General features: G+C 68.4%; 12 protein-coding genes. 10 read left to right on the top strand and 2 right to left on the bottom strand.

Annotated elements, in window-relative coordinates:
- Positions 1-59: 59 nt before the first annotated feature.
- A complete protein-coding gene (locus L810_RS32725; RefSeq protein ID WP_021162501.1) occupies positions 60-434 on the bottom strand; it encodes a winged helix-turn-helix transcriptional regulator in 375 nt (124 codons plus the stop codon).
- A 74-nt stretch (positions 435-508) separates the two neighbouring features.
- Here L810_RS32725 and L810_RS32720 point away from each other — a divergent pair, with 74 nt between their 5' ends.
- Entirely contained in the window at positions 509-1273 is a 765-nt protein-coding gene (locus L810_RS32720) for an NAD(P)H-dependent oxidoreductase (RefSeq protein ID WP_021162500.1), read from the top strand.
- A 197-nt stretch (positions 1274-1470) separates the two neighbouring features.
- Positions 1471-3090: an FMN-binding glutamate synthase family protein gene (locus L810_RS32715; RefSeq protein ID WP_021162498.1), complete on the top strand. Its 1620-nt coding sequence runs from the start codon at positions 1471-1473 to the stop codon at positions 3088-3090.
- A gap of 119 nt (positions 3091-3209) precedes the next feature.
- Here the strand turns inward: L810_RS32715 and L810_RS32710 are convergent, their stop codons facing one another.
- Complete coding sequence (locus L810_RS32710; protein ID WP_021162497.1) at positions 3210-3821, bottom strand: glutathione S-transferase family protein; 612 nt, start codon at positions 3819-3821, stop codon at positions 3210-3212.
- A gap of 187 nt (positions 3822-4008) precedes the next feature.
- Here L810_RS32710 and L810_RS32705 point away from each other — a divergent pair, with 187 nt between their 5' ends.
- From L810_RS32705 to ruvB, 8 genes are all read left to right on the top strand, one after another.
- The gene (locus tag L810_RS32705) at positions 4009-5394 is read left to right on the top strand and encodes an aminopeptidase P N-terminal domain-containing protein (RefSeq protein WP_021162496.1); all 1386 of its coding nucleotides are present in this window, start codon (positions 4009-4011) and stop codon (positions 5392-5394) included.
- 40 nt (positions 5395-5434) lie between these two features.
- Complete coding sequence (locus tag L810_RS32700) at positions 5435-6622, top strand: UbiH/UbiF/VisC/COQ6 family ubiquinone biosynthesis hydroxylase (protein ID WP_021162495.1); 1188 nt, start codon at positions 5435-5437, stop codon at positions 6620-6622.
- A gap of 124 nt (positions 6623-6746) precedes the next feature.
- Positions 6747-7814 (top strand): tRNA dihydrouridine synthase DusB, encoded by a 1068-nt coding sequence (dusB, locus tag L810_RS32695; RefSeq protein ID WP_042977079.1) that lies wholly within the window; start codon positions 6747-6749, stop codon positions 7812-7814.
- Positions 7811-8044 carry a Fis family transcriptional regulator gene (locus L810_RS32690; RefSeq protein WP_006476892.1) on the top strand — a complete coding sequence of 78 codons (234 nt, stop codon included), beginning with the start codon at positions 7811-7813 and terminating at the stop codon, positions 8042-8044. Before dusB ends, L810_RS32690 begins: the two co-directional genes overlap by 4 nt.
- 44 nt (positions 8045-8088) lie before the next feature.
- A complete protein-coding gene (gene purH, locus L810_RS32685; protein ID WP_021162493.1) occupies positions 8089-9654 on the top strand; it encodes a bifunctional phosphoribosylaminoimidazolecarboxamide formyltransferase/IMP cyclohydrolase in 1566 nt (521 codons plus the stop codon).
- Positions 9655-9808: 154 nt separating this feature from the next.
- Positions 9809-10351 (top strand): crossover junction endodeoxyribonuclease RuvC, encoded by a 543-nt coding sequence (gene ruvC, locus L810_RS32680; RefSeq protein WP_021162491.1) that lies wholly within the window; start codon positions 9809-9811, stop codon positions 10349-10351.
- 173 nt (positions 10352-10524) lie between these two features.
- The gene (gene ruvA / locus L810_RS32675) at positions 10525-11106 is read left to right on the top strand and encodes a Holliday junction branch migration protein RuvA (protein WP_021162490.1); all 582 of its coding nucleotides are present in this window, start codon (positions 10525-10527) and stop codon (positions 11104-11106) included.
- 108 nt (positions 11107-11214) lie between these two features.
- The gene (gene ruvB / locus L810_RS32670; protein WP_021162489.1) at positions 11215-12285 is read left to right on the top strand and encodes a Holliday junction branch migration DNA helicase RuvB; all 1071 of its coding nucleotides are present in this window, start codon (positions 11215-11217) and stop codon (positions 12283-12285) included.
- Positions 12286-12316 lie beyond the last annotated feature (31 nt).

Here is a 12316-nt window from a genome sequence, read left to right as displayed (position 1 = left end):
GCCGGCGCCGCGCGGGCGGTGCCGGCCGAAAGCGGTCGCGCCCGCGGCCGCCCGCCTGTTCAACGCATGTACTGCACGGCCGCGTCGTAGCGCTCGCGCGCCGCGTCGAGCACCGGGAAATGGCGCTCGGCCCAGCGATCGAGCGCCACGAGCGTGTCCACCAGCGATTCCGCCACCGGCGTCAGCCGGTATTCGACATGCGATCGCCGCGCGGCGATCGCGATCCGTTCGATCAGCCCGTTGCGCTCCAGCTCGCGCAGCGTCTGCGTGAGCACCTTCTGCGAGATGCCGCCGATGCGCCGCAGCAGCTCGCCGTTGCGCAGCGGCCGCTCGGCCAGCGCCGGCAGGATCAGCAGCGTCCATTTGCCGGCGATCAGCGCGAGCGCGTCGCGCGCCGAACAGTCCGCCACATAGACGTCGCCGGGAAATGCCATGGTTACCTCCGGGTGCGTGATTGCGCGGCCCCACTGCCGCCGGCCATCATCGTCGCACACTCACGGAGCCCGCCATGCATGCGCTGATCGTCGTCGCCCATCCCGAACCGCAGTCGTTCAACGCGGCCCTCTCCCATGCGGCGGCAGATGCGTGGCGCGCCGCCGGCCATGCCGCGACCGTCGCGGACCTGTACGCCGACGGCTTCGACCCGTGCGAGGCGCCGCGCCATTACGCCGATCGGCTCGACACGGCACGCTTCGACGCGCAACGCGAGCAGCGCCACCACTGGGAGCGCGGCACGCTCGCGCCGGAGGTCGGGCATCACGTCGGGCTGCTGCAACAGGCCGACGCGCTGATCCTGCAGTTCCCGCTGTGGTGGTTCGGCGCACCGGCGATCCTGAAGGGCTGGATGGATCGCGTGTTCGTCTACGGCGGCCTCTACAGCAGCCGCCGGCGCCATGACAGCGGCGTGTTGCACGGGCGCCGCGCGCTGCTGAGCGTGACGACCGGATCGTCGGCCGCCGCCTGCGCGCCCGACGGCCGCGAGGGCGACACGCGCCTGCTGCTGTGGCCGCTCATGCATGCGCTGCGCTACGTCGGCTTCGACGTGCTCGAACCGCACCTGATCCACGCGGTTCGCAGCGATCCGGCCAGCGACAACGCGCGGCTCGACGACGCGCGCCTCGCGCAAGCGCTCGCGGACTACCGCGCGCGACTGCGCGCCTGGCACACGTGGCCGCGGGTGCCGTTCAACCGCGACACGGACTTCGAAGCCGGCGTCACGCTGAAGCCCGACGCGCCCGCATACGGCCCGTTCATCCGTCACGCGGGCACCTGACGCGGCGGCCCGGCTCGGCAACGCGAGCTTCACGGGACCCGTAGTAGACTCTCGACCATCGTGGGCGCCGGCGGCGGCCAGGCATGGCTCGGGCACCCTCCCCGCCGGCCCGGCGCGACGCCGAGGGCGCCGACCTGCCGGCCGCCGCGCGACCGCTCGCGAGCGATGGCCATCCAGATAATTACGACGGAGTCCCCATGTTTTCCCGACGCTATCTCGCGATGTGGTGCGCGGTCCTGCTGTTCGTGGCCGTCGCGGCACTCGCCGCGCGGCACGCGATCGCGTGGCTGTGGATCCTGATTCCCGCCGCCCTCGTCGCGCTCGGCCTGTACGACCTGAAGCAGGACCGCCACGCGATCCTGCGCAACTACCCGCTCTGGGGCCACTTCCGCTTCCTGTTCGAATTCATCCGACCTGAAATCCGCCAGTATTTCGTCGAGGACGACACCGACGAGAAACCGTTCTCTCGCGCGCAGCGCAGCCTCGTCTACCAGCGCGCGAAGAACGTCGCCGACAACCGGCCGTACGGCACCGAGCTGAACGTGAAGGCCGTCGCGCACGAATGGATCAGCCACTCGCTCGCGCCGACGAAGCTGCCGAACCATGATTTCCGCGTCCGCGTCGGCGCGAATCGCGCGCAACCGTACGACATTTCGATCTTCAACATCTCGGCGATGAGCTTCGGCTCGCTGTCCGCGAACGCGATCCGCTCGCTGAACCTCGGCGCGAAGAAAGGCGGTTTCGCGCACGACACGGGCGAAGGCTCGCTGTCGAAGTACCACCGCGAGAACGGCGGCGACATCATCTGGGAAATCGCGTCCGGCTACTTCGGCTGCCGCAACGACGACGGCACCTTCAACCCCGACAAGTTCGCGAAGCAGGCCGCCGATCCGCAGGTCAAGATGATCGAGGTGAAGCTGTCGCAGGGCGCGAAGCCCGGCCACGGCGGCGTGCTGCCGGCCGCGAAGATCACGCCGGAGATCGCCGAGACGCGCGGCGTGCCGATGGGCAAGGACTGCATCTCGCCCGCGACGCACTCGGAATTCTCGACCCCGCGCGGGCTGCTCGAATTCGTCGAACGGCTGCGCACGCTGTCGGGCGGCAAGCCGACCGGCTTCAAGCTGTGCGTCGGCCATCCGTGGGAATTCTTCGGGATCGCGAAGGCGATGCTCGAGACCGGCATCGTGCCGGACTTCATCGTCGTCGACGGCGCGGAAGGCGGCACGGGCGCGGCGCCGCTCGAATTCACCGACCACGTCGGCGTGCCGCTGCAGGAAGGGCTGCTGCTCGTGCACAACACGCTCGTCGGGATCGGCGTGCGCGACCGCGTGAAGATCGGCGCGAGCGGCAAGATCATCACCGCGTTCGACGTCGCCCGCACGCTCGCAATCGGCGCGGACTGGGTGAACTCGGCGCGCGGCTTCATGTTCGCGGTCGGCTGCATCCAGGCGCAGACCTGCCACACGGGCCGCTGCCCGACCGGCGTCGCGACGCAGGACCCGGTGCGCCAGCGCGCGCTCGTCGTGCCCGACAAGGCCGACCGCGTGTACAACTTCCACCGCAACACGCTGCACGCGCTGCAGGAGCTCGTGCAGGCGGCCGGCCTCGCGCATCCGTCGGAGCTGCGCGCGCATCACATCGTGCAGCGCATCGCGCCGCACGAGGTCCGGCTGATGTCGCAGCTGCTGAAGTACCTGAAGCCCGGCGCGCTGCTCGACGGCAACACCTGCGGCTTTACGCTGTACGACAAGTGGTGGCCGATTTCGCGCAGCGATTCGTTCACGCTCGGCGAGGCCGTCTACGCGTCGATCGAATGATGCAGGCGAGCGCCTCCGCCGCGGGGGCGGCCCGGCAAAAAGAAAAGCGCCCTGCGGGGCGCTTTTCTTTCGTCTGCCGAATGCGTGAATGCGTGAAGCGTGTACGCGTCGCGCGCGGCTCAGTTCTGCGGCAGCGTATCGGCGAACGACTGGCGCTGCAGCAGCTTCACGAAGTGCTTGTCGAGGTTCGGGTGGCGGTCGCGCCAGTTGAGCTCGGGCATCCGGAAGTCGAGATAGCCGAGCGCGCAGCCGAGTGCGATGTCGGCGAGCGTGTAATGATTACCGACGCACCACGTCTTGCCGCCGAGCCCTTGCGACATCGCGACGAGCGCGTCGTCGATCTTGCGCTGCTGGCGCGCGATCCAGCTCGCGCTGCGCTGCGCTTCGTCCCGCAGCGTGTATTCGAGACGAATTGCCACGGCCGCGTCGAGCACGCCGTCGCCCAGCGCTTCCCAGCAACGCACTTCGACGCGCTCGCGCCCCGACGGCGGAATCAGCTTGCCGACCGGCGACAGCGTGTCGACGTATTCGCAGATCACGCGGGAATCGAACACCGCGGCACCATCCTCCATCACGAGGCACGGGACCTTGCCGAGCGGATTCGAAGCATGAATATCCGTCTCCGGCGCCCACACGTTCTCGAGCTCCAGCTTGTAGTCGATCTTCTTTTCAGCCAGCACGATCCGCGCCTTGCGGACGTACGGGCTGCTGAGCGAACCGATTAATTTCATCATCTGCCTTTTTAAGGGAACCGCCGAGAGTATACGTTGTCGCCGATCATAACCGGCCGGCGTCGCGCGACAGAAAATCGCCCGACCGGCCTGTGGATGGTTTGCAACAACCGTCACGCGGGCCGCCCGGCGCGGCTTCCCGCCCCCTCTCTCACGCGCGGCGTCACGCGGCGCTACAATCGCACGAATGAACGCGCCCCTCGATACCGCCATCGCCGTCGACGTCTACCGCCAGCGCCGTGAACGCGTGCTTGCCGCACTGCGTGCCGCCGGCGGCGGCGTCGCCATCGTCCCCACCGCGCCGGAACTGCTGCGCAACCGCGATACGGCCTACCCGTACCGGTACGACAGCTACTTCCATTACCTGACGGGCTTCACCGAGCCGGATGCGGTGCTCGTGCTGAACGCGGCCGCGCCGCACGGCGCGCCGGAGTCGATCCTGTTCTGCCGCGGCAAGAATGCCGACCGCGAGATCTGGGAAGGCTTCCATTACGGGCCCGAAGCCGCGCGCGATGCGTTCGGCTTCGACGCGGCGTTCGCGGTCGACGTGATCGATATGGAGATGCCGCGCCTGCTCGCCGACTCCGGCACCGTGCACTACCGGTTCGGCGCATCGGCCGACTTCGACCGCCGGCTCGCGGGCTGGATCGACGCGGTACGCGCGCTGGGGCGCACGGGCGTCGCCGCACCGGACGCGATGCTCGACCTCACGCCGCTCCTCGACGACATGCGGCTCGTGAAGGACGAGCACGAGCTCGCGATCATGATGCGCGCCGCGCACATCTCCGCGCTCGCGCACCGCCGCGCGATGCAGGCATGCCGCCCCGGCATCCGCGAATACGAACTCGAAGCGGAGTTGCTGTATGTGTTCCGCAAGCACGGCGCGCAGTCGCCCGCGTACGGCTCGATCGTCGCGGCCGGCGCGAACGCGTGCGTGCTGCACTACCCGGCCGGCAACGCAACCGCGAAGGACGGCGACCTGATCCTGATCGACGCCGCGTGCGAACTCGACGGCTACGCGTCGGACATCACGCGCACGTTCCCTGCCAACGGGCGCTTCTCGCCCGCGCAACGCACGCTGTACGACATCGTGCTCGCCGCCCAGCAGGCCGCGATCGACGCGACGCGCGCCGGCGTGCCGTTCGAAGCACCGCACGACGCCGCCGTGCGCGTGCTCGCGCAGGGGCTGCTCGACACCGGCATCATCCCGAAAACGCGCTTCTCGAACGTCGACGACGTGATCGCCGAGCGTGCGTACACGCGCTTCTACATGCACCGCACCGGCCACTGGATCGGCATGGACGTGCACGATTGCGGCGACTACCGCGAGCGGCTCGCCGAGCGCGACGGCAACGGCGTGCTGCCATGGCGCACGCTGAAGGCCGGCATGACGCTGACGGTCGAACCCGGCCTGTATGTGCGCGCCGCCGACGACGTGCCGCCCGAGTACTGGAACATCGGCATCCGCATCGAGGACGACGCGATCGTGCGCGAGCAGGGCTGCGAGCTGATCACGCGCGGCGTGCCCGTCGCGGCGGACGAGATCGAAGCGCTGATGCGCGCACTCGCATGACCGGCTGCCGCCGACCGTTACCTCCGTTTCACGAATCAAGATGACGACCGCCTCCTCCCCGGCCACGCCGGACTACGACCTCGCCATCGTCGGCGCGGGCCCTGTCGGGCTCGCGCTCGCCGGCTGGCTCGCGCGCCGCAGCGCCACGCAGCACGCATCGATCGCGCTGATCGATGCGCGTGAACCGGCCGCGAGCGCAAACGATCCGCGCGCGATCGCCGTGTCGCACGGCAGCCGCGTGCTGCTCGACACGCTCGCGTGGCCCGCCGACGCGACGCCGATCGAACATATCCACGTATCGCAACGCGGCCATTTCGGCCGCACGCTGATCGACCGCGACGAACACGACGTCGCGGCGCTCGGTTATGTCGTGCGCTTCGGCTCGCTCGTCCAGGCGCTCGCGAGCGCCGTGCGCGGCACCCGCGTCGACTGGCTCACGTCGACCACCGCGCGCGCGCCGCAGCAGGATGCCGACGGCGTCACGCTGACGCTCGATGGCCCGCAAGGCGAGCGCACGCTGCGCGCACGCATCGTCATCAACGCCGAAGGCGGGCTGTTCCACGAACAGCGGGCCGATACCGGCAAGCACCGCCGCGACTACGGCCAGACCGCGATCGTCGGCACGGTCACGGTATCGGCGCCGCGCCCGAACGTCGCATGGGAACGCTTCACGCACGAAGGCCCGCTCGCGCTGCTGCCGCTCGGTGGCCCGCGCCAGGCCGAATATTCGCTCGTGTGGTGCTGCACGCCCGACGAAGCGGCGCGCCGTGCCGCGCTGCCCGACGACGCGTTCCTGCGCGAGCTCGGCAGCGCATTCGGCGCGCGCATGGGCGACTTCGTCGCGATCGCGGGCCGCGCGTCTTTCCCGCTCGGCCTGAACGCCGCGCAGACGCTCGTCAACGGCCGCGTCGCGATCGTCGGCAATGCCGCGCAAACCCTGCACCCCGTCGCGGGCCAGGGGCTCAACCTCGGGCTGCGCGATGCGCATACGCTCGTCGACACGCTGTCCACGCAAGGCTTCGAATCGACCGCACTCGCCACCTTCAACGCGCGCCGCGCACTCGACCGGCGTTTCACGATCGGCGCGACCGACACGCTGGCACGCCTGTTCACGATCGACTCGGGCCCGCTCCCGCTGCTGCGCGGTGCCGCGCTGACCGCGCTCGAGTTCGTGCCGCCGCTCAAAAAGGTGATCGCGCGCCAGATGATGTTCGGCCAGCGCAACTGACACCCGGCGCGCACAGTCGCGCCACTCAAACCGGGTCAAATCGGCGGGGCATGGGAATACGGTAAAATGCGCGTTTCCGTCTGCCCTTTTCATGCCCGCGCCCGCCGCGGGCGGTGCCATTGCGATGCCCGTTATCGGCTCTCACGTATTGCGTAACAACCTGTTCGTCGCCCCGATGGCCGGCGTGACGGATCGTCCGTTCCGCCAGCTCTGCAAGCGGATGGGGGCCGGTTACGCCGTGTCCGAGATGGTCGCGTCCAACGCGCAGCTGTGGAAAAGCGCGAAGACGATGCGGCGCGCGAACCACGAAGGCGAGGTGGAGCCGATCGCGGTTCAGATCGCGGGCGCCGATCCGGCGATGATGGCCGAAGCGGCCCGCTACAACGTCGACAACGGCGCGCAGATCATCGACATCAACATGGGCTGCCCGGCGAAGAAAGTCTGCAACGTCGCGGCCGGCTCCGCGCTGCTGCAGAACGAGCCGCTCGTGCAGCGCATCGTCGAGGCCGTCGTCGCGGCGGTCGGCACGGGGCCCGATGCGGTGCCCGTCACGCTGAAGATCCGCACCGGCTGGGATCGCGAGCACAAGAACGCGATCACGGTCGCGCGCCTGGCCGAAGCCGCCGGCATTTCGATGCTCACCGTGCACGGCCGCACGCGCGCCGACCTGTACCGCGGCGACGCCGAGTACGACACCATCGCGGCCGTGAAGGCGGCGGTGCGGATTCCGGTGGTCGCGAACGGCGACATCACGTCGCCCGCGAAGGCGAAGGCCGTGCTCGACGCGACCGGCGCCGATGCCCTGATGATCGGTCGCGCCGCGCAAGGTCGGCCATGGTTGTTCCGCGAAATCGATCATTTCCTGCAAACCGGCGAGCTGCTGCCCCCGCCGCGGATCGACGAGATCCAGCACGTGATGAACGAACACCTGGAAGACCACTACGCGTTCTATGGTGAATTCACGGGAGTCCGTACTGCGCGCAAGCACATCGGCTGGTACACTCGCGGCCTTTCCGGTGCCAACGGGTTCCGGCACAGGATGAACACGCTCGATTCCACCCGCGAGCAGCTCGCCGCCGTCAATGCATTCTTCGAGGCGCAAAAGGCGCTGTCGGACCACCTCGTCTACGTCGACGACGAAGAGGAAAACGGCCAGGGCGAGTCGGACGACCATAACCAGTTAGCAGCATGAGCAAGCACAACATCGAACAATGTGTCCGCGAGAGCCTGGACGTGTATTTCCGGGATCTAGACGGCTCCAATCCGCACGACGTCTATGAAATGGTGATGTCCTGCGTCGAAAAGCCGATGCTCGAGGTCGTGCTCGTACAGGCAGGCGGCAACCAGTCGCTCGCCGCGGAGTACCTCGGCATCAATCGCAATACGCTGCGCAAGAAGCTGCAGCAGCACGGCCTGCTGTAGGCGGCCGTCCCGTCCCCGTTTCCCTGGCTATTGGTGGTTCCATCATGATCAAGCAAGCGCTCATTTCCGTTTCCGACAAGACCGGCATTGTCGACTTCGCGAAGTCGCTGTCCGACCTCGGCGTCAAGCTGCTGTCGACGGGCGGCACCGCGAAACTCCTCGCCGACGCCGGCCTGCCCGTGACCGAAGTGGCTGATTACACGGGCTTCCCGGAGATGCTCGATGGGCGCGTGAAGACGCTCCACCCGAAGGTGCACGGCGGCATCCTGGCCCGCCGCGACCTGCCCGAGCACATGCAGGCGCTGGAACAGCACGGCATCCCGACGATCGACCTGCTCGTCGTGAACCTGTATCCGTTCGTCGCGACGATCGCGAAGGACGACTGCACGCTCGCCGACGCGATCGAGAACATCGACATCGGCGGCCCGACGATGCTGCGCTCGGCCGCGAAGAACCATCGCGACGTGACGGTCGTCGTCGATCCGGCCGACTACGCGGTCGTGCTCGATGAAATGAAGGCGAACGGCAACGCGGTGGGCTACGCGACCAACTTCCGCCTCGCGACGAAGGTGTTCGCGCACACCGCGCAATACGACGGCGCGATCACGAACTACCTGACGAGCCTGACCGACGAGCTGAAGCACGCGTCGCGCAGCACGTACCCGGCCACGCTGAACCTGGCGTTCGACAAGGTGCAGGACCTGCGCTACGGCGAGAACCCGCACCAGAGCGCGGCGTTCTACCGCGACCTCGCGACGCCGGCCGGCGCGCTGGCGAACTACCGTCAGCTGCAGGGCAAGGAACTGTCGTACAACAACATCGCGGATTCGGACGCGGCGTGGGAATGCGTGAAGACGTTCGACGCACCGGCCTGCGTGATCATCAAGCACGCGAACCCGTGCGGCGTGGCAGTGGGCAACGATTCGGCCGACGCGTACGCGAAGGCGTTCCAGACGGATCCGACTTCCGCATTCGGCGGCATCATCGCGTTCAACCGCGAAGTCGACGAAGCGGCCGCCCAGGCAGTCGCGAAGCAGTTCGTCGAAGTGCTGATCGCCCCGTCGTTCTCCGACGCCGCGAAGCAGGTGTTCGCCGCGAAGCAGAACGTGCGCCTGCTCGAGATCGCGCTGGGCGACGGCCATAACGCGTTCGACCTGAAGCGCGTGGGCGGCGGCCTGCTCGTGCAGTCGCTCGATTCGAAGAACGTGCAGCCGAGCGAGTTGCGCGTCGTCACGAAGCGCCAGCCGACCGCGAAGGAAATGGACGACCTGCTGTTCGCATGGCGCGTCGCGAAGTACGTGAAGTCGAACGCGATCGTGTTCTGCGGCAACGGCATGACGCTCGGCGTCGGCGCCGGCCAGATGAGCCGCGTCGATTCCGCGCGCATCGCGAGCATCAAGGCGCAGAACGCGGGCCTGACGCTGGCCGGTTCGGCCGTCGCGTCGGATGCGTTCTTCCCGTTCCGCGACGGCCTCGACGTCGTCGTGGCGGCCGGTGCGACCTGCGTGATCCAGCCGGGCGGCTCGATGCGCGACGACGAAGTGATCGCGGCAGCCGACGAGCACGGCATCGCGATGATCCTGACGGGCGTGCGTCACTTCCGTCACTGATCGCGGCATGCGGCCCGCGCGGCCGCTGCACGACAACCCGGCGGCATTGCACCCGCCGGGTTTTTTATTGCGTTGCGCCGGCGCACGCAACCGTGCGGCCGGCGCCGCGCACCATTCGTTGTAGTATCGCTGCATCAGGTTTTTCTCCTCACTCATGCGAATTCTCGGCATCGACCCCGGCCTGCGCGTCACCGGTTTCGGCATCATCGACGTCAGCGGCCACCGGCTCGCCTATGTCGCGAGCGGCGTGATCCGCACGCCGACCGCCGACCTGGCCACCCGGCTCGGCACGATCTTCCAGGGCGTCTCGACCATCGTGCGCGAGCACGCACCTGATCAGGCCGCGATCGAAAAGGTGTTCGTCAACGTGAACCCGCAGTCGACGCTGCTGCTCGGCCAGGCGCGCGGCGCCGCGATTTGCGGCCTCGTCGCGGGCGGCCTGCCCGTCGCCGAATACACGGCGCTGCAGCTCAAGCAGGCCGTGGTCGGCTACGGCCGCGCGACCAAGACGCAGATGCAGGAGATGGTCACGCGGCTGCTCAATCTCTCCGGACAGCCGGGCTCCGACGCGGCCGACGCGCTCGGCATGGCGATCTGCCACGCGCACGGCGGCGACACGCTCAGCACGCTCGGCGGCCTCGCACCGGCGCTCGCGAAAAAAGGGCTGCGCGTACGGCGCGGGCGGCTGGTCGGCTGACATCGCGCGTGCCAGCGTGCGGCCTGCCGGATCGACCGTGTCGACCGTTTCGACCATTTCGACCGCACGCGGCACACCCACGACACCCGTTGCCCCGGCCTGACGGCCGATCCCGTCGGCATTGCGCCGCACGTGCGCTACACTCGCGCTTTATTCCTCGCATCCCGCCCTCCATGATCGGTCGCATCGCCGGCATCCTGCTCGAAAAGAACCCGCCTCACCTGCTCGTCGACTGCAACGGCGTCGGCTACGAAATCGACGTGCCGATGAGCACCTTCTACAACCTGCCGCAAACGGGCGAGCGCGTCGTGCTGCTCACGCAGCAGATCGTCCGCGAGGACGCGCACCTGCTGTACGGCTTCCTCACGCCCCAAGAGCGCACGACCTTCCGCGAACTGCTGAAGATCACCGGCATCGGCGCGCGCATGGCGCTCGCCGTGCTGTCCGGCATGAGCGTGCAGGAACTCGCGCAGGCCGTGACGATGCAGGACGCCGCACGCCTCACGCGCCTGCCCGGCATCGGCAAGAAGACGGCCGAACGCCTGCTGCTCGAACTGAAGGGCAAGCTCGGCGCCGATCTCGGCGCGCTCGCCGGCGCCGCGTCGCCGTCCGACCACGCAACCGACATCCTCAACGCGCTGCTTGCGCTCGGCTATTCCGAAAAGGAAGGGCTGGCCGCGATCAAGAACGTGCCGGCCGGCACCGGTGTATCCGAAGGCATCAAGCTCGCACTGAAGGCGCTGTCGAAGGCGTAACGCGCGTTCAATCCGGCCGTCGAAACCAGTGTCGCGCGGTGCGGCATTGCGCGCCAGTCGGCCGTTCGGCCAGGTTGGCCCGAGTGCGGCGCGCGGTACAATGGCCGCATGATTGAAACCGACAAACTCGCCACCGAGCAGCGGATCATCGCCGCCACGCCCGCCTCGTCGCACGAGGAGGTGTTCGAACGTGCGCTGCGGCCGCGCCAGCTCGACGACTACGTCGGCCAGGAAAAGGTGCGCGGCCAGCTCGAGATCTTCATCGAAGCCGCCAAGCGCCGCTCCGAGCCGCTCGACCACGTGCTGCTGTTCGGGCCGCCGGGCCTCGGCAAGACGACGCTCGCGCACATCATCGCGCGGGAGATGGGCGTGAACCTGCGCCAGACGTCGGGCCCCGTGCTCGAGCGCGCGGGCGATCTCGCCGCGCTGCTGACGAACCTCGAGGCGAACGACGTGCTGTTCATCGACGAAATCCACCGGCTGTCGCCGGTCGTCGAGGAAATCCTGTATCCGGCACTCGAGGATTACCAGATCGACATCATGATCGGCGAAGGCCCGGCCGCGCGCAGCGTGAAGCTCGACCTGCAGCCGTTCACGCTGGTCGGCGCCACCACTCGCGCCGGGATGCTGACCAACCCGCTGCGCGACCGTTTCGGGATCGTCGCGCGCCTCGAGTTCTACGACGCCGATCAACTGTCGCGCATCGTGCGGCGCTCGGCATCGCTGCTGAACGCGCAGATCGATCCGAACGGTGCGCTGGAAATCGCGAAGCGCTCGCGCGGCACGCCGCGGATTGCGAACCGGCTGCTGCGCCGCGTGCGCGACTTCGCGGAAGTGAAGGCCGACGGCCAGATCACCGCGGCCGTCGCCGATGCCGCGCTCGCGATGCTCGACGTCGATCCGGTCGGCTTCGACCTGATGGACCGCAAGCTGCTCGAGGCAATCCTGTACAAGTTCGACGGCGGCCCGGTCGGTATCGACAACCTCGCGGCGGCGATCGGCGAAGAGCGCGACACGATCGAGGACGTACTCGAGCCCTACCTGATCCAGCAGGGCTTCCTGCAGCGCACGCCGCGCGGGCGCGTCGCGACGCTGCTCACGTATCGCCACTTCGGGCTTTCCGTGCCCGACGCCGGCCGCACCGAACGCGGCGAGTGGGATACCCCCGACGGGAAGTAACCCGTCGCCCGAGCCGCACCCGCCATGACGA

Origin of the sequence: Burkholderia sp. AU4i, from assembly GCF_000466765.1 — a bacterium.
Classification (GTDB): domain Bacteria; phylum Pseudomonadota; class Gammaproteobacteria; order Burkholderiales; family Burkholderiaceae; genus Burkholderia; species Burkholderia cepacia.
Note: the sequence above shows the minus strand (reverse complement) of the source record. Positions and strands in the feature narration are given on the sequence as shown.